Source organism: Falsiroseomonas sp. E2-1-a20 (assembly GCF_051433195.1).
Classification (GTDB): Bacteria; Pseudomonadota; Alphaproteobacteria; order Acetobacterales; family Acetobacteraceae; genus Falsiroseomonas.
Genome location: NZ_JBHMFT010000013.1, coordinates 13,253 through 38,299, shown reverse-complemented (window position 1 = coordinate 38,299; position 25,047 = coordinate 13,253). Strand labels below are relative to the sequence as shown.

Below are 25,047 nucleotides of genomic sequence, written 5' to 3'. Positions count from 1 at the left end.
CCTCGTTGAGTCCCGCGCCGGTCGGGGGACCGCCCGGCTGGTCGGCATCTGCCCTGCCCTGGGCCTCGGACGGCGGCGAGCCCTTGGCGCCGGCGGGTTTGCGGCCCGCCGCTTGGCCGGCGCCCTTCTGGATCGTATCCTGTGCCATGTTCGCCCTGCTTTCCCCGGCGGTGCTGCCGTCCCTGAATCCTAACATGCGCTGCATCGCAGCGCGAAACACCTGTTTCTCGGATTCCAGCCGGATCGCGTGCAGCCGGTCCTGTCCGCGCGCGTTGGCTGGACTATGATCCCGCGCGGGCTGGCCGTCGCCGGCCCGCATGACGGGCTCCTCAAGGATGGATGATGCACGGCGACGGCGCCAAGGACGGCCGGGATGCGGCGGCGGAGCTGGAAGCGCTGGCCGAGGACTGGATCGCCCTGTGGCAGAGCGAGATCGCCGGGCTGGCGGCCGACCGCGAATCCGCCGAGGCCTGGGCCGCGATGACCGCTGCCTGGGCCGGCCTGGGCGCGGCCTGGCTGCGGGCGGCCAGCGCGCCGCCCTTCGGCCGGCCGCCGCCGGGCGGGCCCGGCTTCCCGCCGAGCTGGCCGATGCCGAACTGGAGCCCACCTTCGTGGCCCGCATGGCCCACGCATGACAGCGCCGCTGCGCCGCCGCGGCCCGCGCCCGCTGCCGCTGCACCTGATCCTGGGCGCCAGCCGGGGGATGGCGGCGATCGCGAGCGCGGGGAGCCTGCCGGGGCTGACCGGATCGCCGAGCTGGAGCGACGCCTGGCCGAACTCGAGCGCGCCGGCGCAGGGCGGCAACAGCCGGGTGTCGCCGGCCGGGCAGGCGGAGATGCGCCGGATCGTCGCCGCCCTCGCCGCCGGAAGCCACCCGCCTGAGGCCTTCCGGGCCGCGGTGATCCGCCGGCTGCTGCGCGCCGACCGCGCGCTGCTGGCCGGCCTCGCCGCCTATCGGCGCCACCCCTACACCCGCACCCTGCCGGACCCGCCGGTGGCCTGGGCCGAGGGCGGGTCGCGGCTGCTGGACTATGCCCCGGATGCCCCTGGCCTGCCGGTGCTGTTCGTGCCGTCGCTGATCAACCGGGCGCAGGTGCTGGACCTGATGCCAGGCCGGTCGCTGCTGCGCTTCCTCGCCGCGCAGGGGCAGCGCCCGCTGCTGCTGGACTGGGGCTGGCCGGAACAGGTCGAGCGCGGCTTTTCGCTGACCGACTACATCGCCGGCCGGCTGGAACGCGCGCTCGCCGCGCTGCCGGGGCCGGTGGTGCTGGTCGGCTACTGCATGGGCGGGCTGCTGGCGCTGGCCGCGGCGCTGCGGCGGCCGGACCGGGTGGCGGCGCTTGGCCTGCTGGCGACGCCGTGGGATTTTCATGCCGATGCGGCGGAGGCCGCGCGGGCGCGTGGCGCCGCCGCGCTGCTGCCGGGGCTGGAGCCGCTGCTGCAGGCCACAGGCGCGCTGCCGGTCGATGCCATCCAGACCCTGTTCGCAGGCCTGGACCCCTTCGGCATCCCGCAGAAGTTCCGCGCCTTCGCCCGCCTCGACCCCGCCTCCGACCGCGCCGCGCAATTCGTCGCTCTGGAGGATTGGCTGAACGACGGCGTGCCGCTGGCCGGCCCCGTGTCGCGGGAGGCGTTGGGCGGCTGGTACGGCGCCAACACGCCGCACCGCCTGGCCTGGCGCATCGCCGGCGCGGTGGTGGACCCGGCGGCGCTGGCGATGCCCGCCTTCTGCGCCGTGCCGCACCGGGACCGCATCGTGCCGCCGGCCTCCGCCCGTGCGCTCGCCGCGCGGCTGCCGCGGGCCACGGTGCACGAGGCCGCCGCCGGCCATATCGGCATGGCCGCCGGCAGCGGGGCTGAGGCGGCGCTGTGGCGCCCCCTGCTGGGCTGGCTGCGCGGCTTGTAGGCGTTGCCGCGCCGCACCACACTGGCTGCGAACGCCAGCCACGCAGGAAGGAGCCGCAGGGCCCATGTCCACCGAGATTGTCATCGCCTCCGCCGCCCGCACGCCCGTGGGGTCCTTCAACGGCGCCTTCGCCAGCCTGTCGGCGCACGCCCTCGGCACCATCGCCATCCGCGCCGCGCTGGAACGCGCCGGCGTCGCGCCGGACCAGGTGGATGAGGTGATCCTCGGCCAGGTGCTGCCGGCCGGCGCCGGCCAGAACCCGGCCCGCCAGGCCGCCATCGCCGCCGGCATCCCGGTGGAGCGGACCGCCTTCGGCATCAACCAGCTTTGCGGATCGGGCCTGCGCACCGTGGCGCTCGCGGCGCAGCAGATCGCCTGCGGCGATGCCGGCATCGTCGTCGCCGGCGGGATGGAGAGCATGACCCAGGCGCCGCACTGCGCGAATCTGCGCGCCGGGCAGAAGATGGGCGACCTCGCCATGGTCGACACCATGATCAAGGACGGGCTGTGGGATGCCTTCCACGGCTACCACATGGGCAACACCGCGGAGAACGTGGCGCAGAAATTCCAGCTGACGCGCCAGGAACAGGACGAGTTCGCCGCCGCCAGCCAGCGCAAGGCCGGCGAGGCGATGAAGGCCGGCCGCTTCCGCGACGAGATCACCCCGGTGACCGTGAAGGGCCGCAAGGGCGACACCGTGATCTCGGAGGATGAATACCCGAAGCCGGAGACCACGCTGGACGTGCTGGCGAAGCTGCGCCCCGCCTTCAGCAAGGAGGGCACCGTCACTGCCGGCAATGCCTCCGGCATCAACGACGGCGCCGCCGCGGTGGTGGTGATGTCGGCCGAGGAGGCGCGCCGCCGCGGCATCACGCCGATGGCCCGCATCGTGTCCTGGGCCACGGCGGGCGTCGATCCCTCCATCATGGGCACCGGGCCGATCCCGGCCAGCCGCAAGGCGCTGCAGAAGGCGGGCTGGGATGTCGCCTCGCTCGACCTGATCGAGGCCAACGAGGCCTTCGCGGCGCAGGCCTGCGCGGTGAACAAGGACCTCGGCTGGGATCCGGCCAAGGTGAACGTCAATGGCGGCGCCATCGCGCTGGGCCACCCGATCGGCGCATCGGGCGCGCGGGTGCTGAACACCCTGCTGTTCGAGATGCAGCGGCGCGATGCCAAGCGCGGCCTGGTGACGCTGTGCATCGGCGGCGGCATGGGTGTCGCGATGTGCGTGGAACGCGCCTGACGGCGCGATGTGCGTCGAACGCGCCTGACGGCGCGATGTGCGTCGAACGCGCCTGACGGCGCGATGTGCGTGGAACGCGGCTGAGCCGCGACGTGCGTCGAGCGCGGCTGAGCGCCGCGCGTCAGGCTCAGAAATCGTTCAGCAGGGCGTCGATGGCGTCCTGCCCCAGGTCGCCGCCGGCCGGGGATTCCACGGTGCGGATGGCGGTTGGGACCGCCACCTGCGGCCGCGGCACCTCCGGCCGGGCGCCGTCCGGGATCATCGTCTCCAGCATCGACTCCACCTGTTGCAGGTGCTGGATGGCGCGGCGGATGCGCTGGCCCGTCACATCCTGGAAGCTGCACGCTTCGAAGATCGCGTTCACCCGGTCCGCGATGGCGGCGACGCCGCCGGGATCGCGACCGGCGGCGACCCAGTCCTGGATCGCCTCCGCGGCTTCCATGATGGTGTTGGCCGCGGTTTCCGTCGCCTGCACCACCGCCTCCAGCTCCAGCCCGCTGTTGCGCGTGGCGGCTGCCGGTACGGCGACGAGCTGGCCGATCTGGTCGTGGATGCGCGCCAGTTCCTGGGCCATGCGCTCCTCGCCCATGTCGGAGATCTCGACGCTGGCATGCAGCTCCGCGCTCAGCTCGGCGAAGCGGCGATCCACGAAACGATGCAGATCGGCGAAGGCTGGCTGAAGCTCGGCCCGCATCGCCTCGCGGAGCGTCTCGGTGGCGCAGATCGTCTCGGACATGGCGATGGTCCCCGGGGCGCTGGCGCCCGTCGGATCGGGTCGCGCTGACGCACCATCATGCCAGCGTCCGGTGAACAAGCGGTTGCCGACGCCTGGCGCATGTTCAAGTCCGGCGTACACGCCGGACGGCTCGGAAAATGCGCCTAGGGCCGTTTCACCTGCGCCATGCACAGGTGAAACGGCCCTAGCTGTTGATTTGGCGCATTTTCCGAGCCGTCAGGCGTATCCGCCTGACTTGAAAATGCTCTAGATCTGCTGGTGCGGACTGCCGGACCGGATGGCGACGCGGCCCGACATCGCCGGCGCCACCACGCGGCGGCGGACCGAGACGGCGCCGGCCGGCATGGCGGAGAACAGGTCCTTCTCCGCCTCGATGATCGCGACGCCGGCGAGGCGCGGGCAGACCGCGCGACCCAGCTTCTCGAACGGCGTCGCGGCGGCGCCGAGGAAGCGCAGGCCGAAGGGCGGCATGAACAGCGCTGCCTCCCGCCGTTCGACCCGGAACAGGTGGCGCGCCAGCAGGCGGGAGAGCTGGCCACGGGAATAGGGCTGGCCATGGCCGAAGGGCGTGCGTTCCAGATGCGCCCAGAGTCCGACCCGGTTCGGCACCACCACGATCATCCGGCCATCGTCGCGCAGCACGCGCCAGACCTCGCGCAGCATGCGGCGGGCATTGTCCGCCGCCTCCAGCCCATGCACCAGCAGCACGCGGTCGAAGCTGGCATCGGCGAAGGGCAGCGCCTCCTCCTCCGCCACCAGGGCGGCGGACCGGGCGCCGGCGCCGGGCCAAGGGGGGAGCCAGGGGGTGGGGGCGCCGTTGGCGTGCGCGCCATGGGCCGGGGTCAGCGCGATGCAGCGCCCGGCCTCCCGTCGCCACAGGCCGAGATAGGGCGCCGCATGCCCGATGCCGAGCACGGCCTGGCCGGGCAGCGCCGGCCACAGCACGGCCAGCCGGTCCCGCACCAGCCTTGCGGCCACGGCACCGCCGGCCGAGGCATAGAATGCCGGCAACCCCGCGGCATGGAATGCCGGCAAACCATGGACCTCGGTCGTCATGCCGGGGATATAGGGGGGATCGGTCCCGGTTTGGACCGGCATGGTTCAGGAACCTGGCCACTTTGAAAGGGATGCGCGCGATGTCGGTGAAGGTGGAAGCGGTTCCCTGCCTCGAGGACAACTACCTCTGGCTGCTGCGGGATGTCCCGACCGGCGCCATCGGCATCTGCGACCCGGGCGAGGCCGGCCCGGCGATCGCCGCGGTGGAAGCCGCCGGCGGGCGCCTCGATGCGATCCTGCTGACCCACCACCACGGCGACCATATCGATGGCGTGGCCGAGCTGCGCGCCCGCTTCCCCGAGGCGCGGCTGATCGGCGGCGCGCCGGATGCGCACCGGCTGCCGAAGCTGGACCAGGCGGTGGGGGAGGGCGACATGATCACCTTCGGCGCCGCGCAGGCGCAGGTGATGCACCTGCCAGGCCACACCACCGGCCACATCGCCTTCCACTTCGCCGCCGACCATTTCCTGCTCTGCGGCGACGTGGTGTTCGCACTCGGCTGCGGCCGGCCGCTGGAGCCGGGCGGCATGGAGGCGCTGTACCGGTCCTTCCAGCGCCTGGCCAAGCTGCCGCCGGAAACCCGCTTCTGCTGCGGCCATGAATACACCGAGGCCAATGCCCGCTTCGCGCTGACCATCGAGCCCGGCAACAAGGCGCTGCGGGCCGAGGCCGAGGCGGCCGGTGCGCTGCGCGCCGCCGGCCGGCCCACGGTACCGACGACGCTGGCGCAGGAGTTGGTCGCCAACCCGTACTTCCGCGCCCGCGACCTGGCGGAATTCACCGCCCGGCGCGAAGCCAAGAACCATTTCCGGGGATAACCGACGCCCATGAAGCTGCACCACGCGCCGACCAGCCCCTTCGCCCGCAAGGTGATGGCCTGCGCCATCCTGCGCGGCATCGAAACCCGCATCGAGATCGTGCCGACGGACCCGCACGCCTCCCCGGCCTCGCTGCTGCTGGACAACCCGCTGTCCAAGGTGCCCACGCTGGTCACCGACGACGGCCGCCCGGTCTATGACAGTGGGGTGATCTGCGAATACCTCGACACGGTGGGCGAGGCGGCGCCGCTGTTCCCGCCGACCGGCAGCATGGCGCGGCTCTCGGCCCAGGTCTGCCACGCGCTGGCGGACGGCATCATGGATGCGGCGGTGGCGCGGCGGATGCGTTTCGGCAAGCCGATGGACGACACGCGCCTGGCCTACATCGCCCGCCAGAAGGCCGCGGTGGCGCGCGGGCTTGCGGCGCTGGAGGCCGATCCGCCCGAGGCGCTGTCCCATGTGGGTGAGGTCGCGGTGGCCTGCGCGCTCGGCTACCTGGATTTCCGCTTCGCCGACGAGCCCTGGCGCGCGGCGCATCCGCGGCTGGCCGACTGGTTCGAGAAGGTCTCGCGCGAGCCGGCCCTGGCCCGTACCGCGCCGGGCTGAGCGACATGGACCTGCGCGATCCCGCCGTGACCGGCGCGGAGGTGGTGGCGGCCCTTGGCCTCGCGCCGCATCCGGAGGGTGGCCATTTCCGCGAGATGTGGCGCGACCGGCCGGAGGGAGGCGGGCGTGGCGTGGGCACGGCCATCCACTTCCTGCTCGATGCCGGCGAGCGCAGCCACTGGCACCGGGTCGATGCCGCCGAATGCTGGTTCTGGCAGGGCGGCGGGCCGTTGCTGCTGTCGCTGTCGCGGGACGGAACAACCGTGGATCAGGAAATCCGCCTCGGCCCGCAGGATGCGGCGCTGATGGGCGTGGTGCCGCAGGGTTGGTGGCAGGCGGCACGGCCGGCCGTGGATCGCTGGTGCCTGGTGTCCTGCACCGTCAGCCCGGCCTTCGAATTTGCCGGTTTTGAACTGGCCCCGACAGGCTGGGAACCCGGCGCATGAGTACCTCCCTCGCCTGGGACGAGCGGTACGCGGGCGGCAGCTTCCAGTTCGGGGAGGCACCGAACCGCTACCTGGAAAGCCTGGCGCCCAGGCTGGGGCAGGGGCAGGGGCTGGGGCAGGGGCTGGGGATGCGGGCGCTGGCGATCGGCGATGGGGAGGGGCGCAACGGCGTCTGGCTCGCGGAACGCGGGTTGGAGACGACCTCGCTCGACTGGTCGCCGGTCGGGCTGGGAAAGGCCCGGGCGCTGGCCGAGGCGCGCGGCGTGGCGCTGGCGACGGTCGCCGCCGATGCGGCGGGCTGGGCGTATCCGGCGGAGGGCTTCGACCTCGTCGCCTGGATCTTCCTGCACCTGCCGCCGGAGGATCGCGCGGCGGCGGCGGCGGGCGTGGTGCGGACGCTGGCGCCTGGCGGGTTGCTGGCGCTGGAATGCTTCTCCCCCGCCCAGCATGGCCGCCGCAGCGGCGGGCCGAAGATCCCGGAGCTGCTCTGGACCCGCGCCATCGCGGAGGATCTGTTCGGCGGGCTGGAGGTGCTGGAGCTGTTGGAAGGCACCGTGCTGCTCGACGAGGGGCCGCGCCACCAGGGCCATGCGGAGGTTGTCCGCGGGCTTTGGCGCAAGCCGGTCTGATTCAGCGCGCGCGGGCGGCGATGAAGCCGCCGCCGGCCACCATCAGCGTCGCCAGCGCGACCCGCGTGCTGAACCGGCCTTCGCCAGCCGCGATCAACAGCAGGGTGGAGGCCACCGGCACGGCATAGGCGAGTGTCCCCAGCAGCCGAGGGTCACCGCGCTTCATGCCGACATCCCACAGGAAGAAGGCGGCCCCGACCGGCCCGAGGCCGAGCAGCAGCACCGCAAGCGCCTGCTGGCCACCCGGCAGCACCGTCGTCTCGAAGGTCAGGTGCGCCAGCGCCGCCAGAAGGGCTGTGCCGAGGCAGAAGCCGGCCACCGCCTCGGTCGGCACCCGCGCCAGGCGCTCCGTGCCGGCGGTGACCGAATAGACCGCCCAGACCACGGCGCCGCCTACCGCGGCGAGCAGGCCCGGCACGGCGTCCGGTGGGAAGGACGCGCCGGTTCCGACCAGCAGCGCGCAACCCGCGAAGCCCAGGCCGACACCGGACAGGCGCGCCGGCCCCAGCCGCATCCCGCGCAGCGGCGCGGCCAGCAGCACGATCAGCAGCGGCCAGAGGTAGTTGATGAGGTTCGCCTCCACCGCCGGCGCCAGGGCGAGCGCGGTGAAATACAGCGCATGGTAGCCGAACAGCCCGCCGACGCCGTGCAGCCAGGCGAGGGGCGGCTGCCGCAGCGCGCCGAGCCCGCCGCGCAGGGCCACGACCGCCAGCCCGACCAGGCCCCCCACCGCGAAGCCCATGGCGGTGAGTTGCAGCGGCGGCAGCCCGGCCGCCAGGCGCGAGAACAGGCCGAGGAAGGCCCACAGCGCCAGCGCGCCGCAGCCGGCGAGGGTGGCGGAGGACATGCCCGGCTTCTAGAGCATTTTCAAGTCAGGCGGATACGCCTGACGGCTCGGAAAATGCGCCAAATCAACAGCTAGGGCCGTTTCACCTGTGCATGGCGCAGGTGAAACGGCCCTAGGCCAGGCAGCCGCCGTTGCGAAGCCGTGCCTGGATCTCCGCGTTCAGCGGTTGGTGCGGCCGCGATGGTCCTCGGGCACCGCTCCGGTGCGGTCCGGGTCGTTCATCACACCACCCTCGAAGGTGTTGTCGCCCTCGATCGGCTCCGGGTCCGTGGCGTGGCCGAACACCCCCTTGGCGTCCCGATGGCCGGGTTGCGCGCGAGGTCGGAGGGCGGCCGCGGCACGTCGCCGCCCGGTCCCTGCTGCCGTTCCGCCTGGTTCTTCGGGTGCTTGTTGCTCATGGCGTTGCTCCTCCTGGCACGGAGGAAAACGAGGCAGCTGGCCGCCTGTTCCTTGCGCCGCCGCTCAGCCGGGTAGCCTGGCATAGGGCAGCGGCCGCAGCGTGGTGGCGTGGATCGAAATGTCGCGCCAGACATCGCCGGTGACGTAGGGGTCGCCCTCCAGCCAGTTGCGGGCGGCCTCATGCGTCACGTGCCGCGTCACCGCGATGGAGCCGATCATGCGGCCTTCCTGACTGTCCAGGATGGCGCCGCCGAACAGCAGGGTGCCGCGGGCCGCCATCGGCTGCACCCGCTCGAAATGCGCCGGGCGGGCGGCGAGGCGGCGCTCCAGCGCCTCCGCATCCGTGTCGTCCCAGGCGATGATGATGCTGTGGGTGCGGCCGGTGGGCGGTGGCGAATCGGGCGCCGGCCAGGGCTGGTAGGGCAGCGGCGCGATGCGGAAGGGGTGGCTTTCCACCTTGCGCCAGACGTCGGAGTTGGCGAAGGGCTCGCCGGCCAGGTAGGCGTCGCGCGCCGCCGCATCGCCGGCCACCACCATCAGCGAGCCCAGCCCGCGCCCGGCTTCGTCGTGCAGCGGCAGGCCGAGCAGCAGGCGCCCGGCCGCCGCCTCCGCCGTGATGTGCGCGACATGGCGGTCGCGGGCGGCGGCGCGCCGGGCCGGCGCGCCTTCGTCGTCGCCGTCCCAGGCGAGGATGGCATGGGCCATGCGGCGCAGCTCCCCTCAGCTCTGGCCTCAGTACATGTGCTGCCCACCATTGATCGACAGCGTCGACCCGGTGACGAAGTCGGCGTCGTCGGCGGTCAGGAAGGCGACGCCGCGGGCGATGTCGTGCGCGGTGCCGAGGCGGCCGCGCGGGATGCGGGCGATGATCTTCTCCAGCACGTCCGGCGGCACGGCGCGCACCATCTCGGTGTCCACATAGCCGGGCGCCACCGCGTTCACCGTGATCTGGTTGCGCGCGCCTTCCTGGGCCAGCGCCTTGGTGAAGCCGTGGATGCCGGATTTGGCGGCGGCGTAGTTCACCTGGCCGAGCTGCCCGGCCTGGCCGTTGATCGAGCCGATGTTGACGATGCGGCCGAACTTCCGGCTGCTCATGCCGTCCCAGACCGCCTTGCACATGTTGTAGCAGGAGCCGAGGTTGGTATCGATCACGTCATCCCACATCTGCCGCGTCAGCTTGCGCATCATGGCGTCGCGGGTGATGCCGGCGTTGTTCACCAGGATCTCGACCGGGCCGACCTCGGCCTCGATCTTCGCCACCGCGGCGATGCAGGCGTCGTAGTCGCCGACGTCGAACTTGTAGCAGGGGATGCCGGTGCTGTCGGTGAAGGCCTTCGCCGCCGCGTCGTTGCCGGCGTAGGAGGCGACGACGGTGCGCCCGGCTTCCTTCAAGGCTTCGCTGATCGCGGCGCCGATGCCCCGTTGCCCGCCTGTCACCAATGCCACACGTGCCATGCCGGCTTTCCTCCCTGTTCTGTGCCCCGGGGCGGCCGCGCCAGGTCCGGACCGGCCACCGCTTCCTGTTCCAACGCCGTGGCGCTGCATGCCCATCCTCACCCGGCCTGCTTCGCCGCGCAATTCCTGGCTTTGCCGGCCGATCCCAGGCCCGGGTTTCAACGGCGAAGTCAGCCGCCTTTATCGTTGGATGAACGCGATGAACATTGGCGGTTGAAAAGGATACAAAGTTTTTGCGGCTTCACGTCGGCGTGAGGTCCGTGGCATATCCTGCAGCGGCCATGCCTCAACCTGTGCGCCCCAGGACCCAGACCATGTCGAGACAGCAGCCTGCCCCGGCCGACGCCGAGACCGACCGGAACGCCCTGATCCTGATCCTGGAGTATGTGGAGGCGGAATGCCGGCGGCTCGGCGCCGACGCCGCCGCCCAGCATGCGGCGCTGGCCGCGGCCATGATGCCGGGCCTGGGCGCGCCGGCGGGTATTCGCCTGAACTGACGTCCCGCCAGCGGCGGCCTCAGCGCCGCCGCAGCAGGAACAGCGCCTGCTCGCCGAACAGGTTCGCAAGCCAGGGCGAGCGTTTCCAGGGGGATCGCAAGCCCTTCTCGTCCACCGCCAGCCAGCGTTCCACGACATAGTCCTCCATCGCGCACAGCTCGAAGAAGTCGCGGATGGTGCAGGGGTGGATGTTGGGCGTCTCGTACCAGGGGCGGTCCCAGGTCTCGTTGTCCGGCATCCGGCCGGACAGCAGCAGCCGCAGGCGCAACTCCCAGTGGCCGAAATTGGGGAAGGACACGATGGCGCGGCTGCCGATGCGCAGCATCTGGCGCAGCACCTCCCGCGGCCGCTCCACCGCCTGGAGGGTGCGGCTGAGCACCACGTAGTCGAAGGCGCCATCCGGGTAGAAGGCGAGGTCGGCGTCGGCATCGCCGTGGATCACCGGCAGGCCGGCGGCCACTGCCTCCGTCGCCTCCGCCATGTCGATCTCGATGCCGCGGGCGTCGGCGCGCTTCTCCCGCGTCAGGTATTCGATCAGCACGCCGTCGCCGCAGCCGATGTCGAGCACGCGGGCGCCCGGGTCGATCATCTCCGCGATCAGGCGGAGGTCGAGGCGCATGTTCTTGGCGACGAAGCGTACTTCCACCGCGTCCGGCACCCGCATCCCCGTTCCTGGCTGACCCCGTTCGTCTAGCTTCCGGCCGCGGCGCCGTCCAGCTTGCCGGCGGAGCAGGCTCTCCCGATGACGATCCCCTTGGCGATGCCGAAAACGTAGAGGCCTGCACGATCACATGAGGCGGAGAACGCCCGATCGCTGCGTTGGCGGGATGTTTGGCTGCGCGGTAAGACAGCCTCGAAATTGCGGCAGCGGAGCAGCCTGTGCGGATAGCGATGATTGGTGCCGGCTATGTGGGTCTCGTCTCTGGGGCCTGCTTCGCCGAATTCGGCATGCATGTGCATGTGGTGGACGCCGATCCGTCCAAGATCACGGCGCTGAACGCCGGCCGCATCCCGATCTACGAGCCCGGGCTGGACCGCCTGGTGGCCGACAACGTCAAGGATGGCCGCCTGGTGTTCGGCACCAACCTGGGTGCGGCGATGGAGGGCGCGGATGCGGTCTTCCTCGCCGTCGGCACGCCGTCGCGCCGCGGCGACGGCCATGCCGACCTGTCCTTCGTCTTCGCTGCCGCCGAGCAGGTGGCGCGCGCCGCCACGGGTCCGATCGTGCTGGTGACGAAGTCCACCGTTCCGGTCGGCACCGGCCGCAAGGTGAAGGAGATCGTCACGCGCATCCGGCCCGAGGTCGAGATCGCGGTCGCCTCCAACCCCGAGTTCCTGCGCGAGGGCAACGCCATCGGCGACTTCATGCGGCCGGACCGCGTGGTGGTCGGCACCGAGGAGGGCGAGGCCGGGGAGCGGGCGCGGGAGTTGCTGCGGCGGATCTACCGGCCGCTGTTCCTGATGGAGACGCCGATCGTCAACACCTCGCTGGAGACGGCGGAGCTGACGAAGTATGCGGCGAATGCGTTCCTGGCGATGAAGATCTCCTTCATCAACGAGATCGCCGACCTGTGCGAGAATGTCGGCGCCGATGTGCACGACGTGGCGCGCGGCGTCGGGCTCGATGGCCGCATCGGGCGCAAGTTCCTGCATCCCGGCCCGGGCTATGGCGGGTCCTGCTTTCCGAAGGACACGCTGGCGGTGGCGCAGACGGCGCGAGACTTCAACAGCCCCTTACTGCTGATCGAGGCGACCATCGCGATCAACGACGCGCGCAAGGGGCAGATGGCGGACCGCATCATCGCGGCCTGCGGCGGCAGCCTGGCGGGGAAGACGGTGGCGGTGCTGGGACTGGCCTTCAAGCCGGAGACGGACGACATGCGCGACGCGCCGTCCCTGGTGGTGCTGCCGAAGCTGCTGGAGGCGGGCGCGCGGGTGCGGGCCTACGACCCGGTGGCGATGGACCACGCCCGGACCATGCTGCCGGAGGGCATCGAGTATGCCGAGGGCGCGATGGACGCGGCGCAGGGTGCCGATGCGCTGGTGGTGCTGACGGAGTGGAACGAGTTCCGTGCGCTGTCGCCGGCCGGACTGCGCCGCGCGATGCGCGGCAACGTCATCGAGGATCTGCGCAACGTCTATGAGCCGGCGGCGATGCGGGACGCCGGCTTCAGCTACCGCTCCATCGGCCGGCCGTAGCGGGGCAGTTCGGCGCGGCTACTCGTCGCGCCGGGGCCGCGCCAGCAGCCGGCCCATCGCCTCCCCGATCGTCAGGTCGCCGGCCAGCAGATCCGCCACCGCGGCGCAGATCGGCAACTCGACGCTCGCCTTCGTCGCACGCGCGACCAGGGCGGGCGCCGTCTCCACGCCTTCCGCCACGCCGACGCGGCCGGCCAGCACCGTCTCCAGCGGTGCGCCGCGCGCCAGTTCCATGCCGAGCGAGGTGTTGCGGCTGCCCGGCCCCGTGGTGGTCAGCAGCAGGTCGCCGAGGCCGGACAGCCCCGCGGCGGTCTCCGCCCGCCCGCCGAGCGCCACCGTCAGCCGCGACAATTCCGCGAGGCCGCGCGTGACCAGGGCGGCGCGGGCATTCTCCCCGAGCCCGGCGCCGATCACCGCCCCGGCCGCGATGGCGATGACGTTCTTCGCCGCGCCGCCGACCTGCACGCCCATCGGGTCGTCGCCGCCATACAGCCGGAAGCCGGCGGTGCCGAGCAGATCCGCCGCCAGGCCGCGCAGCCCGGCGTCGCGGCTGGCGACCACGGCGGCGGCGGGCAGGCCGCGCGCCACCTCATGCGCGAAGTTGGGGCCGGACAGCACGGCGGCGGGGGTGTGCGGCCGGGACTGGTGCAGGATCTCCAGCGGCAGGCAGAGCGTGCCGCGCTCGACGCCCTTGGCGCAGACCACCAGCGGGCAGGTCGAGTCCGGCAGCGTCGCCAGAACCTCCCGCAGGTGCTGCACCGGGACCACCAGCAGGGCGAACAGCGCCTCGGACAGCGCGGCGGCGGCATCGGCGGTGACGGTGATGGCCGGGCTCAGCGGGATGCCGGGCAGGTAGCGCGCATTCTCCCCGGCCCCGGCGAGGGCGGCGGCGCGGTCCGGATTGCGCGCCCAGAGGCTGACGGCGTTGCCGGCGCGGGCGGCCTGCAGCGCCAGGGCGGTGCCCCAGGCGCCGGCGCCCAGCACCGCGATGCGTCGTCGTGCGCGCTGCGGCATGCGTTTTCCCCTGGTTCCTATTCCGGCGTGATGCGCGTGACGGAGCATGCGGCGCCGGCCTCGCCTTGTGCCAGATGCGGCAGCAGGGCCGCCAGGATTGCCTCGGCGCGTTGGGCGAAGCCATGCGGCGGATTGGCGACCAGCAGGCCGCAGCCATTCAGGCGGGTCGGGTCGGTCGGCTCCCGCAGCAGCAACTCGGCCGTGATGCAATCCGGCACCTGGGCGTCGCGCAGCGCGGTGTGGAAGGCACGCGGCGGGGCGCGATGCTTGATCGGGTACCAGGCGGCGACGATGCCGGCGCGAAAACGGTGGCGCAGCCGGGCGAGGGTGGCGGCCGCGCGCTCGAACTCGCCCGGCTGCTCGAAGGGCGGGTCGATGAGGACCAGGCCGCGGCGTTCGGGGAAGGGGGTCAGCGCCTCCACCGCTTCCCACGCATCGCGGCGATGCACCGCCACCTGGGAGTCGCCACGGTAGCGGCTGCGCAGGGTCGCGTGATCCTCCGGGTGCAGTTCGCACAGCACGAGTTGGTCGTCCTGGCGCAGCAGGGCGCGGGCCAGGTCGGGGGAGCCGGGGTAGATGTCGGGGAAGCCGGCGGCGCGGACCAGCCCAGTGTAGTCGGCGAGCGGACCCTCGGTGATGTCGGCGACCCGGCCGATGCCGGCCCGCCACTCCCCGGTGCGCTCGGCCTCGGCCGAGGCCAGGACGTAGCTGCCGATGCCGGCATGGGTGTCGAGCACCCGGAACGGCTTCGCCTTCATCCGCAGCGCCTGCAACAGCGCGACGAGCAGGGCATGCTTGGCAACGTCGCAGGCGTTGCCGGCGTGGAAGGCGTGGCGGTAGTTCACGAAGCTGCGGGTAGCGCCGCCGCTCGGGCGACGCAACCCGCAGGGAGGAGGCTCAGTAGCGGCGCGGCGCCGTCGCGGCGCCTCCGACGGCACCCACGCCGCCGCCGATCAGCGCGCCGGTGCCGGCATTGCCGGACAGCGAGCCGACCGCGGCACCGGTGCCGGCGCCCAGCAGGCCACCACTGACCGCACGCTGGCCGGGCGTCTGGCCGCAGGCGGCGACGGCGAAGGTGAGGCCGAGCACGACGGCGAGCCGGGGGATCATGGACATCGAAACCTCCTTCAATATTCCTGTCCCGCCAACGCATCAGATCCGGCCCGGTTCTCCCGGAGCGCGCCGGAAAGTTCCGCCAGCGGCCAGCGCGGCCGCGGTGGATGGTCCAGCGGCTCGGTCAGGCCCAGGCGCAGGCGTTCGATCCCGGCCCAGGCGATCATCACGGCATTGTCGGTGCAGAGCCGGATGGGCGGCGCCACCAGCGGCAGGCCGGCTCGCGCTGCCACGGCGGCCAGCGCCGCGCGGATGCCGGCATTGGCGGCGACGCCACCGGCCACCACCAGCGCCGTGGCGCCGGGCGCCATCGCCAGGGCATGGGCGGCCCGGTCGGCCAGGGTGGCGCTGACGGCGGCCTGGAAACCGGCGGCGAGGTCGGCGCGGGCGCCTTCGTCCAGCCCCTTTGCCGCGATGTTCGCCACCGCGGTCTTCAGGCCGCTGAAGGAGAAGTCGCAGCCGGCGCGGCCGAACAGCGGGCGGGGCAGGGTGAAGCGCTTCGCGTCGCCCCCGGCCGCCAACCGTTCCAGATGCGGCCCGCCGGGCCAGGGCAGGCCGAGCAGCTTGGCGGATTTGTCGAAGGCCTCCCCCACCGCGTCGTCCAGCGTGGTGCCGAGCCGCCGGTGCCGGCCGACGCCCTCCACCAGCACGCATTGGCAATGCCCGCCGGACAGCAGCAGCAGCAGGTAGGGGAAGTCGAGCCCGCCCGGATGCACGCCGGGCAGCCGCGGGGTCAGTGCATGGCCCTCCAGGTGGTTGATCCCGAGGAAGGGGATGCCCTGGGCGATGGCGATCCCCTTGCCGAGCGTGGCGCCGACGATCAGCCCGCCGATCAGCCCCGGCCCGGCCGTCGCCGCCACCGCCGCCAGCCCGGACGGCGTGATGCCGGCCTGGTCCAGCACGCGGCGCACCAGCGCCGGCAGATGTGCCAGGTGCGCCCGCGCCGCGATCTCCGGCACCACGCCGCCATACGGGGTGTGATCCTCGAGCTGGGAGAGCACCGCCTCGGCCAGGATGGTGCCGTCGGCGCGCAGGATCGCGGCGGCGGTTTCGTCGCAGGAGGATTCGAGGCCCAGCACCAGCGCGTCCGCGCGCATTGGCACCAGCGCGTCCGCGCGCAGCAGATCCGTCATCAAGGCACCTTCCGAAGTCCGGGGCAGGGGCCTAATAGGCCGCATGTCCGCCATCCATCCCATCGCCACCCCCGCGCAGGGGCAGGTCCGGCCGCATTTCCGCAACCTGCCGCTGCGCGTCGGCACCCGCGGCTCGCCGCTGGCGCTGTGGCAGACCCGGCACTTCCTGTCGATCATCACGCGCTTCTGCCCGGTGCTGCGGGACGCGAAGGCCTTCGAGGAACACGCCATCGCCACCTCGGGCGACCGCATCCAGGACAAGCGCCTGGCGGATATCGGCGGCAAGGGGCTGTTCGCCAAGGAAATCCACGAGGCGCTGCTGGATGGCCGCATCGATTTCGCGGTGCACAGCCTCAAGGATCTGGAAACCGAGATGCCGCCCGGCATCGTTCTGGCCTGCACGCTGCGACGGGAGGATGCGCGGGATGCGGTGATCCTCGGCCCGCGCTGCGGCACGCCGGACCCCTCCGACCCCTTCGCGGCACTGCCGGCGGGCGCCGTGATCGGCACCGCCTCCGTCCGCCGGCAGAGCCAGATCCTGCATGCGCGGCCCGACCTGCGGATCGAGATGATCCGCGGCAACGTGCAGACCCGGCTCGGCAAGCTGGCGCAGCCGGAGGGTCCGGCGGCGACGCTGCTGGCCCTGGCGGGCCTCCGGCGGCTGGGGATGGAGGAGCGTGCTTCCGTCGTCCTCGACCCCGATTCGATGGTGCCGGCGGCCGGCCAGGGCATCGTCGGCGTCACCGCGCGGGCCGATGACGTGGATTTGCTGGAATTGCTGTCGGCGATCGAGGACCGCGAGGCGGCGGCGGTCAGCCGGGCGGAGCGCGCCCTTCTGGCGGCGCTCGATGGCTCCTGCCGCACGCCGATCGGCGGCCATGCGCGGCTGCTGAGCGACGGAAGGTTGCACCTGACCGGGCTGGTGGCGCGGCCGGATGGGTCCTTCCTGCTGAAGCGCAGCGCCCAGGGCGCGGTGGCCGATGCGGTGGCGCTGGGCCGTGAACTCGGCGAGGGCCTGCGCCGTGACAGCCCCGCCGACATCTTTGGCTGATATCTTTGGCTGATTTGGGCGCGGTGCTGGTGACCCGCCCGGAACCGGGCGGGGCCGAGACCGCGGCGCGGCTGCGGGCGCTGGGTTTCCGGGCGCTGGCGATGCCGGCACTGGTGCTGCAACCGCGCCCCTTCCCGATTCCGCCGTGCCGGGCCGTGCTGCTGACCAGCCGCGCCGCGGCCCGCGCCCTGCCGCCGCAACCGCCGGGACTCGCGCTGCTGGCGGTGGGGGAGGCGACGGCGGAGGCGGCGCGGGCCGCCGGTTGGGTGGGCGCCGTGGCGGCCGGCGGCACGGCGGAGGATCTGGCCCGACTGACCGCGGAGCGGCTCGACCCCACCGCCGGGCCGGTGCTGCTGGCCGTGGGCCAGGGCTATGCGCTGGATCTGGCGGCCGATCTGCGTCGGCGCGGCTTCCGCGTGCTGCGCCGCATCGCCTACGCCGCCACGCCCGCGACGAGCGTGCCGGCGCCCGTGCTCGCGGCGCTGCGAAGCCGCAATGGACCCGGGCAGGTACTGTTCCACTCGCCTCGCTCGGCGGCCTGTGCCATCACTCTGCTTCGGGAGGCAGGCCTTTCCGCGACGCTCGCGGACATGGCAGCGCTGGCGATCAGCCCCCGGGTCGCGGATGCGGCCCGCGTGGCGCTCGCCCCGCTGGCGTGGCGCGAGATGCGCGTGGCTGGGCGGCCATCCGAGGATGCCTTGCTGGCGCTGCTCGGCCCCGGGGAGACCCGGCAAGGGCAGCCCGAACCCGACGCCGTGCCGTACTGACGCGGACCCGCTGAGCTGCCAGGAGAGCCATGAGCCCGACCCCGCCCCCCTCCTTCTCCGAGCGGCTCCGACGGTTCCGCATGGACCCCGCCGCCCTGCCGATCCTGGTCGCCGCCGTCGTGCTGGTCGGCGCCGTCGCCTGGCTGCTGGCGCGCCCGGTGCCGCAGGACCGCGCCGAGGCCAGCCCGGCCGTCGCGGCGCTGCAACAGCGCCTGGCGGCGCTGGAGACGGCCGTCGCGCGGCAGCCCGCGCTGGAGGGGCTGACCAGCCGCCTCGCCACGCTGGAATCAGCCACCGGGCCGGACCTGGCGCCGCTGGCCGGCCGCATCGCCGCGGTGGAACGCGCCGCCGCCGAACTCGCCGCGCGTCCGGTGACGGACCCGGCCGAGCTGGCACCGCGCCCGGCGCTGGATGCGCTGACGCGCCGCGTCGATGGGCTTGCGCAGCGCGCCGAGGCCGCCATCGCGCAGGAGGAAGCCCGCGCCACCGCCAGCTCCGCCCGGATCGAGGGCGTGGCGCAGGAGCTGGCCGCCCGCGTCGGCACGGCCGAGCAGGCTTTGACGCAGGCGACGGAACGGCTCGGCGGCGTCGAGACGACGCTGACCCGGCGGCTGAGCGAGATCCAGGAGCAGGTTGCCGCGCAGCGCGCGACGCTGGAGGAGCAGGCGGGGCGCATCACCGAGCTGCAGGGCCAGGCGCAGCGCCTGTCCGCCTTGGAAGGCCGCGCCGGGCGTCTGGCCACTCTGGACCAGCTTCGCGCCGCGCTGGAGACCGGGGCTCCGCTGGGTGGCGCGCTCGGCACGCTGCGGGAGCCGCCGGCGGCGCTGACCCGGTTTGCGCAATCCGCGCCTCCCACCGAATCCGCGCTGCGCCTGCGCTTCGAGGAGGCGGCGCGCGCCGCCATGGCCGCCAGCGACCCCGGCCGGCAGGGCCAGGGCGTGATGGACAGCGCGCTGTCCCGCCTGTCCGGCCTGGTCACCGTGCGCCGCGGCGAGGAGGTGGTGTTCGGCGATGCCGCCGCCGCCGAGATCGAGAAGTCCCGCCGCGCCCTGGAAGCCGGCGACCTGGAAGGCAGCCTGGCGCCGCTGCAGCGCCTGTCGCCGCCGGCGCAGGAGGCGATGCGACCCTGGGTCGAGCAGGCCCGCGCCCTGATCGAGGCCCGCGCCGCGCTGCGCAGCCTGGCCGCGGGCTGAGGGCCGCACGATGCGTCATGCCCTGATCTACCTCGTTCTTCTGGCTGCCGGCATCGCCGGCGTGCTGTGGCTCGCCCAGGTGGGCGGCGATGTCGCCGTCCGCGTCGGCGATGCCGAGATCCTGGTCGGCCTGCCGATCGCGCTGCTGCTGCTGGCGGTGCTGTTCCTGGTGCTGCACCTGATCCTGGCCGGCATCGCGGCCCTGCGGCGGCTGCCCGGCAGGCTGCGCGCCCGCAAGGCGACGAAGCGCCGCGCCGAGGGCGATGCCGCCCTGACCCGCGCGCTGGTGGCGCTGGCCGCCGGCACGCCGGATGCCGCGCGCATCGAATCCAAGCGCGCCCGCAAGGGGCTCGGCGATACGCCGCAGACGCTGCTGCTGGCCGCGGAAGCCGAGCGGCTGGCGGGGCGTGAGGATCAGGCGACGGAGATCTTCCGCCAGCTTGCCGCCAGCCCGGAGGCCCGCTTCCTCGGCCTGCGTGGCCTGCTGCGGCAGGCGATCCAGCGCGAGGACTGGTCGGCGGCGCAGCGCCTGGCGCGCGAAGCCGAGGCGGCCCAGCCCGGCGCCGCCTGGCTGCGCCAGGAACGCGAGACGCTGGCACTGCGCATGCGGGACTGGCGGGAGGCGCTGACCCTGGCGCCGCCGGGCGCCGGGCAGGCGGCGCTGGCACTGGCCGCGGCCGGGCAGGAGCCCGACCTGACCCGCGCGGCGGAGCTGGAACGGCAGGGCTTCGCGGCCGACCCGGCCTTCGCGCCGGCGGCGCTGGCCCATGCAAGGCGCCTGCGCGACAGCGGCAGCCCGCGCCGGGCGCGCACCGTGCTGGAACAGGCCTGGGCGGCACGGCCGCATCCGGACCTGGCGCAGGAGTATTTCCGCGACGATGCGGATGCGCTGGCCCGGATGAAGTCGGCCGAGGCATTGGCGAAGGGCAGCCCGCGCCATGCCGAGAGCCGGCTGCTGGTCGGCCGCGCGGCGCTGGAGGCCGGGCTGACCGGGCGGGCGCGGCAGGAACTGGACGCGCTGGTCTCCGGCGGCCAGGCCGACCGTCGCGCCTACCTGGCGCTGAGCGACCTGGAGGAGGTGGAGCACGGCGAAACGCCCGAGGGCCGCGCCGCCCAGGCCCGCTGGCTGCGCCAGGCCGCCACTGCCGCGCCCGAGCCGCGCTGGCGCTGCGCCTCCTGCGGCACGGACCATGCGGCATGGCAGCCGGTATGCCCGAGCTGCCAGGCGGTGGGCACCATCAACTGGACCAGCCCGCAGACGCTGCCGGCGACTGTCGGCTGAGCCGATCCTGGCGCCACCGAAACTCGGAACGGGTTGTCGGTCGGCGCCGGGACGGCTATAGGCGCTGCGCGTGACGGGCCGACATAGCTCAGCGGTAGAGCAACTGATTCGTAATCAGTAGGTCCCCGGTTCAATCCCGGGTGTCGGCACCATTCTTTTCAAAACCTTAGATGCTATAAGTGGCCGGATCGGTCATTTCTATCATTCCTGCGGACCCCTTGCGGACCCGCTCCGGCAAAGTGTGGCCACGCCCTTCCGGGGAGATAGCCCCGACCTGTGCCCCTTCGCCCAAGAGCCGCGTAGGCAAATGGCCTGGAGCAAGCGCGTCAGCGCTGCGGGCTCTCAGTTCCCCCCTCCAACCCGGCTCTAAACCGGGCGGCGCCAGCCTCAAAGATGACTTCATGCCGCTCAATCTGCGCCTCCCATTCTGCCCACAGGCGCTCATAGGTCGCGTGGCGCATCCACTTGGGGCGGCGCGGCAGAGGAGCTTCCGCATGCCTGTAATGCCCGCCCAGCCGCCGATGCAGCCGCGCAAGCCGCCCGTGGCTGCGCTGCATGTCGTCCCCCCGCTGCGAGGCATAGGCGAGGCGATAGGCGCCCGCCCCCCGGCTCAAAAAGCGAATGCCGCCATCCGGCAGATAGATCTTCGTGCACCGCCTCCCCGTCGCCAGGCAAACCCACCACCACCGGACCCCACCGAAGCGACAGGGCGTTGCCTCCATCATCACCGTCTGCTGCTGCAGGCCGGTAGGGCGATGGTAATGCGCCACGTCGAAGCCTAGTCGTGCCGAGCCATGATCGCTGCCGAGAGACAGATGCACATCCACAGTCGCCCAAGGGGCCGCCTCGCCCTGCCGCGTCCAGTTCCAGCGGATTGCGCTTGCCTCAGCTATCTGCCCCTCCGCTATCGGCCCTGCCTGCTGTCGGCGGATCTCGGCAGTGACGGGCCGCATCACCGCGCACACGTCCAGCACCACTGAGGCGCAGCCCTCAACTGTCGCCAGCCCTCCGCGCCTTCCGCTGTTGAAGCCGCCCATCGCGCCACCCCCGCCGGATTATCCGAAATCGTTTGGCTAAGTGGGCGGCCGGCTGGGCATGAGCCAGGGCCAAAGAGCTTGCCGCCAGAGGTCACCCGGCCACGCCACGTCGTCAGGCGCCAGCCGGGTCACGCAGGGCTTACTATGCTGTCGCCACAGAAGCTTCCCAGCCGTCGTGGAACAGCGGGGAACGTGTGGAACATCCTTGAATGACCTAGGATTTCTCGTGTTCCCCGTGGCGCGCAGCAAATGGGAACGCAGGGAACAGCCGCTCAGTGGGCATTAACAGTTCGCTATGCGGATGGTCCTTATCTGTGGATTTCCGCCTTTGGCTGTCCTCGCGGACATTTCCTGCGCCATTAAACACGCGTACGAACACTCGCCCGCCCGACGCGCCGCTCGGCAGCCAGTGTGCCAGCGCGAACTCCTTGGAGTCCGTGCCGTTCAGAAAGACCTCGCCGACGGCACAGACGCGATACGCAGCCAGCACTACGACAACGTGCAGGAAGCCGTCGGAGCGGCGCTCGTCGTCCGTGGCGGGATGTAGGAACACGACGGGGCCGAAGGTGCGGCAGCACCCGTCGACGATCTGGTGCTCGGTGATGAGCTGGCGAAAGGACTTGTGCTCCTGGCACCCGGCGTGCGCGGATCGAAGCCGCCGGGCCTGGTGTGCGTTCCCGGCGTGACGTTGGCGCTGCGGGCGGCGGAGGGCGACTTGGGGCGGGAGACGGCGGAGACCACCAGGGCGGCGCCGGCGGCCGCCACGGCGCCCAGAACGCCGCCGCTACCGACGGCCGAGGCGGCGGCTCCCGCGGCGGCAGCGATGCAGGGTATGGCAACGGGCATCGCCGTGTAGCCTCGCCTCACGGCAGCTTGGCCAGCTAGGGGGGAGATCCGTCCTTATCTTGCGTCACCTTAGAGAGGGCGGCGGGGATGCCCCGCTTAACCTCACCTGTTATAACGCGGCCTGCGCCGCAGAGCGCCCGGACTGCGTCGGACACGCGCGCCATGCTCCCGCGGGTCGCCCATAAGCGTAGATTCCGCGAGGCCTCGGCTGCCGGCCGAGCATCCGCGATGGCGCCCCGGACGGCATCGACGTTCCATGCTCGGGTACCGCCCCCGAGCACGGCGACCGTCCATCGCGCCTCGGGCCAGGCGAAATCTATCTTCGCTGCGGCGAGCGCCGCTGCGCCGGAGACCTCCTTCGGTCGTTTCCCATCTGCCAGATCATAGGGTGGTGACTACTCCCTAGCCGGTTCCAAGCGGTCAAGGTGTGTGCCCACAAAGACGATGGGCGGGACGGAGCGGGCGGGGTGCTTCGCCGACCACGCCCGTAGCGCCGTCAGTGCACGCATGTCCGCCCCGCGGTCGGCCCGGTGCAACGCGACCGGCCACAGCAAGACGTCGGCAGCGACGAACGTCTCGACGTCGGGCGGTTCGCCTGCAGCCAGCCCCCGTGTGTCGGTGACCACGAGGGGGCCGTGGATCGGGTGGTCGATTGGGAATTCCAAAGCCCGACCGGTGTGGATGACGTTCCCGGCGAGGGCCCGAGCCTCGCCGGAGAGCGCGTTGACGAGGCTCGACTTTCCCGCGTTGACTTGGCCGACAACGGCCGCACGCAGACTCTCGCGGCTCGCCTCGGGTGCCTCTGCCGACCCCGAATCCACGTCGAGCCGGGATGCTTCCTCGAGTTCGCGTGCGTCCATCCGCGCCGCCCCGGAGTAAAGGCGTATGGCGGCTTCGCCCACCTCCGCGACCAGGATCTGAGCGACACGCCTCATCGCGTATCCCGCCATCCCTTGGCCAGCGAGATTCGTTCCGGCGCGCTGCGCCTCCTGAATGAGGGCGTTTACGGGGTTCCAGAGGAAGCGGCCGACCCGGTAGCCCGTCATCACGCGATCGGCCCAGACCATCAGCCCCGCGCTGCTCTCGAGAATATCGAAGCGCACATCCCTCAGGATTGGAAAGTCGGCGAGAAGTCTTCGGCGGATGTCATGGGCAGTCTGTTCGGTGACCAGGAGCAGTTCGGGGAGCGTCACCCGCAGTGTCGGCGCCTTCTCGCCCGGGTGAAAGGCGGATGCCACCTCGTGCGCGACCTTCTCAGCAAGTACACGCGCCGCGTCAGCGTCTGCGATGTCGGAAGCCTTCGCACTCTCGACAATCCGAGCGATCGTCGTCCGCGCCTCAAGTTCACCTGATGACGCCCCCTGTCGCGAACCCTTCAGCGAGATGGGCGGCAGGTCGGGCTTCCAGAGACCCGCGGCCCAGACGCCCAGGAACACGCCGACTGTCCATGCCATGAGCCACCAAGCCGTCCAGCCGCGTTCCCAAAGCCAAGCGATGCCGAGCGGGATAAGCAGCAGCGTCGGTCCCGCGAACAGCACCGCCCGCAGGATCGTCCGCCACCACGGCCGGAGCGCCCGCAGGCGCCGCCTTAGCCGCCCTGGTTTCGTTTCCACCATGCCACTGCCTCCTCGAAGCCACGTCGCCATGCGGAGCGCACGGCTTCCTTGTCGGGCTGCTCGCCGCGGCCAAGCGCTCCGAACCAGACCATGCCGGCCTCTCCGGCCGCCCAGGTCACCGTAAAGGCCGCCGCCGCGGCAGCAGCGGTACCGGGGCCGATTCCAGCTTCAGGACCTGCCGGATCACGGCGGAGGCCCCTGCGCTCGCGAGAATGCCTGGACCAAGCACCGCCAGGAACCTCCAGACGAGGCCGAAGGTCCAAGGCACCCCGCAGCGTGCAGCGATCGCGCGGAGCATCAGCCCCTGTCCCGTCGTCGCCCCGGCTAAGCCCAAGAACGGGAGCGGCGGAGCTTCCGCAGCCGCGGCCAGGAGCGCCCAAGGCAGGATGACGCGCAGGCGCGCCCCTGTTAGCGGGTCGCGCATCTCCCGAAGGGCGTCGGCGGTCTCGGGCTGCGTCGGGCCGAGGGCGTTGAGCAACGCCTCTGCACCGTAGTCTCGGGGCTCGAAGCCTTGCGCGGCGCGCGTCAGGTCCACGGGCACAAAAGTTGGCGGCTCGCCGGGGACTGACGCGAAAATCTGCCGCTGGGCCGCGAGAGCCCGCGCCAGGTCCTGCGGAAGACCGGGGAGCCCGAAGTCGGCCGGAGTACCGTCGAATGGATAGGGAAGCAGGTGCCGCATGCCAGTCGGGTAGAGGTCGTGCAGCCGGGTCTGGGCGACGATCACCGGCCAGTCTCGGTGGCGCCGCCTGATCTCGGTCAGCGCCTGCATCAGCGCGCCAACTGCTAGGTCCTCGGCCCGGGCAACGACGAGGATGACATGGGCTTGGTCCTCGGCCTGGGCCATCGCCCTACGAGCCTCTGCCTCAGCGTCGCCGTCGTCCGCTCCAATACCGGGGGTGTCGAGAAAAAGCAGGATCGGTGGCGCTGGCGGCGGCGGCCAAGCGTGCAGCCGCGGCTCCCGGGTGGTCCGTTGGAAGCCCAGGCCGACGCCCTCCTCACCTGTTCCCGTCAGGCAAGCAGCGATGCTCGTCTTGCCAGCCTGTGCTTTTCCGAGCAGCCAGATTACGGGCGCCTTCGCGGCCGCTTCCGTCCTGGCTCGATCCCCGGCGTCGTCGGAACCGCCGCGCGTGTATTTCGTTTCATTCATGAAAATAGACT

The 25,047-nt window shown here is 72.2% G+C and carries 29 protein-coding genes and 1 tRNA gene; 15 read left to right on the top strand and 15 right to left on the bottom strand.

Annotated elements, in window-relative coordinates:
- Nucleotides 1-339: 339 nt before the first annotated feature.
- From ACFHPP_RS16645 to ACFHPP_RS16635, 3 genes are all read left to right on the top strand, one after another.
- A complete protein-coding gene (locus ACFHPP_RS16645; RefSeq protein ID WP_437164363.1) occupies nt 340-882 on the top strand; it encodes a hypothetical protein in 543 nt (180 codons plus the stop codon).
- Complete coding sequence (locus ACFHPP_RS16640; RefSeq protein ID WP_437164362.1) at nt 836-1,906, top strand: alpha/beta fold hydrolase; 1,071 nt, start codon at nt 836-838, stop codon at nt 1,904-1,906. Before ACFHPP_RS16645 ends, ACFHPP_RS16640 begins: the two co-directional genes overlap by 47 nt.
- 64 nt (nt 1,907-1,970) lie before the next feature.
- A complete protein-coding gene (locus ACFHPP_RS16635) occupies nt 1,971-3,149 on the top strand; it encodes an acetyl-CoA C-acetyltransferase (protein ID WP_437164361.1) in 1,179 nt (392 codons plus the stop codon).
- Between the two features lie 127 nt (nt 3,150-3,276).
- On the opposite strand, the gene ACFHPP_RS16630 is transcribed toward ACFHPP_RS16635, so the two are convergent.
- Both ACFHPP_RS16630 and ACFHPP_RS16625 read right to left on the bottom strand, forming a co-directional pair.
- Complete coding sequence (locus ACFHPP_RS16630; RefSeq protein WP_437164360.1) at nt 3,277-3,885, bottom strand: hypothetical protein; 609 nt, start codon at nt 3,883-3,885, stop codon at nt 3,277-3,279.
- 246 nt (nt 3,886-4,131) lie between these two features.
- On the bottom strand, nt 4,132-4,983 hold the full coding sequence (locus ACFHPP_RS16625; RefSeq protein WP_437164359.1) for a class I SAM-dependent methyltransferase: 852 nt from the start codon (nt 4,981-4,983) through the stop codon (nt 4,132-4,134).
- Nucleotides 4,984-5,021: 38 nt separating this feature from the next.
- Here ACFHPP_RS16625 and gloB point away from each other — a divergent pair, with 38 nt between their 5' ends.
- Genes gloB through ACFHPP_RS16605 form a run of 4 tightly spaced genes read left to right on the top strand, consistent with a single transcriptional unit; the run spans nt 5,022 to nt 7,440 of the window.
- Nucleotides 5,022-5,759, top strand: coding sequence for a hydroxyacylglutathione hydrolase (gene gloB, locus ACFHPP_RS16620; protein WP_437164358.1), 738 nt, complete (start codon nt 5,022-5,024; stop codon nt 5,757-5,759).
- Between the two features lie 9 nt (nt 5,760-5,768).
- Nucleotides 5,769-6,365 carry a glutathione S-transferase N-terminal domain-containing protein gene (locus ACFHPP_RS16615; RefSeq protein WP_437164357.1) on the top strand — a complete coding sequence of 199 codons (597 nt, stop codon included), beginning with the start codon at nt 5,769-5,771 and terminating at the stop codon, nt 6,363-6,365.
- Between the two features lie 5 nt (nt 6,366-6,370).
- Nucleotides 6,371-6,811: a cupin domain-containing protein gene (locus ACFHPP_RS16610; RefSeq protein ID WP_437164356.1), complete on the top strand. Its 441-nt coding sequence runs from the start codon at nt 6,371-6,373 to the stop codon at nt 6,809-6,811.
- Complete coding sequence (locus ACFHPP_RS16605; RefSeq protein WP_437164355.1) at nt 6,808-7,440, top strand: SAM-dependent methyltransferase; 633 nt, start codon at nt 6,808-6,810, stop codon at nt 7,438-7,440. The genes ACFHPP_RS16610 and ACFHPP_RS16605 overlap by 4 nt, the downstream gene beginning before the upstream one ends.
- 1 nt (nt 7,441) lies before the next feature.
- On the opposite strand, the gene yddG is transcribed toward ACFHPP_RS16605, so the two are convergent.
- The 4 genes from yddG to phbB all read right to left on the bottom strand — a co-directional run bounded on the left by yddG (nt 7,442) and on the right by phbB (nt 10,141).
- The gene (gene yddG / locus ACFHPP_RS16600; protein WP_437164354.1) at nt 7,442-8,287 is read right to left on the bottom strand and encodes an aromatic amino acid exporter YddG; all 846 of its coding nucleotides are present in this window, start codon (nt 8,285-8,287) and stop codon (nt 7,442-7,444) included.
- Nucleotides 8,288-8,446: 159 nt separating this feature from the next.
- Nucleotides 8,447-8,572 (bottom strand): hypothetical protein, encoded by a 126-nt coding sequence (locus tag ACFHPP_RS16595; protein WP_437164353.1) that lies wholly within the window; start codon nt 8,570-8,572, stop codon nt 8,447-8,449.
- Nucleotides 8,573-8,749: 177 nt separating this feature from the next.
- The gene (locus ACFHPP_RS16590) at nt 8,750-9,391 is read right to left on the bottom strand and encodes a YciI family protein (RefSeq protein WP_437164352.1); all 642 of its coding nucleotides are present in this window, start codon (nt 9,389-9,391) and stop codon (nt 8,750-8,752) included.
- 27 nt (nt 9,392-9,418) lie between these two features.
- Nucleotides 9,419-10,141: an acetoacetyl-CoA reductase gene (phbB, locus tag ACFHPP_RS16585; RefSeq protein ID WP_430670069.1), complete on the bottom strand. Its 723-nt coding sequence runs from the start codon at nt 10,139-10,141 to the stop codon at nt 9,419-9,421.
- Between the two features lie 314 nt (nt 10,142-10,455).
- Between phbB and ACFHPP_RS16580 the strand changes: the two genes are divergently transcribed.
- A complete protein-coding gene (locus ACFHPP_RS16580; RefSeq protein ID WP_430670067.1) occupies nt 10,456-10,638 on the top strand; it encodes a hypothetical protein in 183 nt (60 codons plus the stop codon).
- A 19-nt stretch (nt 10,639-10,657) separates the two neighbouring features.
- Here ACFHPP_RS16580 and metW read toward each other — a convergent pair whose 3' ends face one another.
- Nucleotides 10,658-11,257, bottom strand: a complete 600-nt coding sequence (metW, locus tag ACFHPP_RS16575) for a methionine biosynthesis protein MetW (protein ID WP_437164489.1) — start codon at nt 11,255-11,257, stop codon at nt 10,658-10,660.
- Nucleotides 11,258-11,517: 260 nt separating this feature from the next.
- Between metW and ACFHPP_RS16570 the strand changes: the two genes are divergently transcribed.
- Nucleotides 11,518-12,837 (top strand): UDP-glucose dehydrogenase family protein, encoded by a 1,320-nt coding sequence (locus tag ACFHPP_RS16570; RefSeq protein WP_437164351.1) that lies wholly within the window; start codon nt 11,518-11,520, stop codon nt 12,835-12,837.
- 18 nt (nt 12,838-12,855) lie between these two features.
- On the opposite strand, the gene ACFHPP_RS16565 is transcribed toward ACFHPP_RS16570, so the two are convergent.
- From ACFHPP_RS16565 to tsaD, 4 genes are read right to left on the bottom strand one after another with little or no spacing between them, the layout of a single operon-like run.
- Nucleotides 12,856-13,851 (bottom strand): NAD(P)H-dependent glycerol-3-phosphate dehydrogenase, encoded by a 996-nt coding sequence (locus ACFHPP_RS16565; protein ID WP_437164350.1) that lies wholly within the window; start codon nt 13,849-13,851, stop codon nt 12,856-12,858.
- Nucleotides 13,852-13,868: 17 nt separating this feature from the next.
- A complete protein-coding gene (locus ACFHPP_RS16560; RefSeq protein ID WP_437164349.1) occupies nt 13,869-14,696 on the bottom strand; it encodes a 23S rRNA (adenine(2030)-N(6))-methyltransferase RlmJ in 828 nt (275 codons plus the stop codon).
- A gap of 52 nt (nt 14,697-14,748) precedes the next feature.
- Nucleotides 14,749-14,967 (bottom strand): YMGG-like glycine zipper-containing protein, encoded by a 219-nt coding sequence (locus ACFHPP_RS16555; protein WP_437164348.1) that lies wholly within the window; start codon nt 14,965-14,967, stop codon nt 14,749-14,751.
- 11 nt (nt 14,968-14,978) lie between these two features.
- Nucleotides 14,979-16,097 (bottom strand): tRNA (adenosine(37)-N6)-threonylcarbamoyltransferase complex transferase subunit TsaD, encoded by a 1,119-nt coding sequence (gene tsaD / locus ACFHPP_RS16550; RefSeq protein WP_437164347.1) that lies wholly within the window; start codon nt 16,095-16,097, stop codon nt 14,979-14,981.
- A 43-nt stretch (nt 16,098-16,140) separates the two neighbouring features.
- Here tsaD and hemC point away from each other — a divergent pair, with 43 nt between their 5' ends.
- The 5 genes from hemC (at nt 16,141) to ACFHPP_RS16525 (ending at nt 20,542) form a co-directional block, all read left to right on the top strand.
- Nucleotides 16,141-17,148: a hydroxymethylbilane synthase gene (gene hemC / locus ACFHPP_RS16545; protein ID WP_437164346.1), complete on the top strand. Its 1,008-nt coding sequence runs from the start codon at nt 16,141-16,143 to the stop codon at nt 17,146-17,148.
- A 29-nt stretch (nt 17,149-17,177) separates the two neighbouring features.
- Nucleotides 17,178-17,915 carry a uroporphyrinogen-III synthase gene (locus ACFHPP_RS16540; protein ID WP_437164345.1) on the top strand — a complete coding sequence of 246 codons (738 nt, stop codon included), beginning with the start codon at nt 17,178-17,180 and terminating at the stop codon, nt 17,913-17,915.
- 29 nt (nt 17,916-17,944) lie between these two features.
- Nucleotides 17,945-19,108, top strand: coding sequence for a COG4223 family protein (locus ACFHPP_RS16535; protein WP_437164344.1), 1,164 nt, complete (start codon nt 17,945-17,947; stop codon nt 19,106-19,108).
- Between the two features lie 10 nt (nt 19,109-19,118).
- On the top strand, nt 19,119-20,390 hold the full coding sequence (locus ACFHPP_RS16530) for a heme biosynthesis HemY N-terminal domain-containing protein (protein ID WP_437164343.1): 1,272 nt from the start codon (nt 19,119-19,121) through the stop codon (nt 20,388-20,390).
- A gap of 77 nt (nt 20,391-20,467) precedes the next feature.
- A tRNA-Thr gene (locus ACFHPP_RS16525) sits at nt 20,468-20,542 on the top strand.
- A gap of 174 nt (nt 20,543-20,716) precedes the next feature.
- Here the strand turns inward: ACFHPP_RS16525 and ACFHPP_RS16520 are convergent.
- The gene (locus tag ACFHPP_RS16520) at nt 20,717-21,427 is read right to left on the bottom strand and encodes a hypothetical protein (protein WP_437164342.1); all 711 of its coding nucleotides are present in this window, start codon (nt 21,425-21,427) and stop codon (nt 20,717-20,719) included.
- A 214-nt stretch (nt 21,428-21,641) separates the two neighbouring features.
- On the bottom strand, nt 21,642-21,980 hold the full coding sequence (locus ACFHPP_RS16515) for a hypothetical protein (protein ID WP_437164341.1): 339 nt from the start codon (nt 21,978-21,980) through the stop codon (nt 21,642-21,644).
- A gap of 39 nt (nt 21,981-22,019) precedes the next feature.
- On the opposite strand from ACFHPP_RS16515, the gene ACFHPP_RS16510 reads away from it, so the two are divergent.
- A complete protein-coding gene (locus ACFHPP_RS16510; RefSeq protein ID WP_437164340.1) occupies nt 22,020-22,283 on the top strand; it encodes a hypothetical protein in 264 nt (87 codons plus the stop codon).
- Between the two features lie 385 nt (nt 22,284-22,668).
- Here the strand turns inward: ACFHPP_RS16510 and ACFHPP_RS16505 are convergent, their stop codons facing one another.
- A complete protein-coding gene (locus ACFHPP_RS16505) occupies nt 22,669-23,889 on the bottom strand; it encodes a GTPase (protein WP_437164339.1) in 1,221 nt (406 codons plus the stop codon).
- A 115-nt stretch (nt 23,890-24,004) separates the two neighbouring features.
- A complete protein-coding gene (locus tag ACFHPP_RS16500; RefSeq protein WP_437164338.1) occupies nt 24,005-25,036 on the bottom strand; it encodes a GTPase in 1,032 nt (343 codons plus the stop codon).
- Nucleotides 25,037-25,047: the final 11 nt, after the last annotated feature.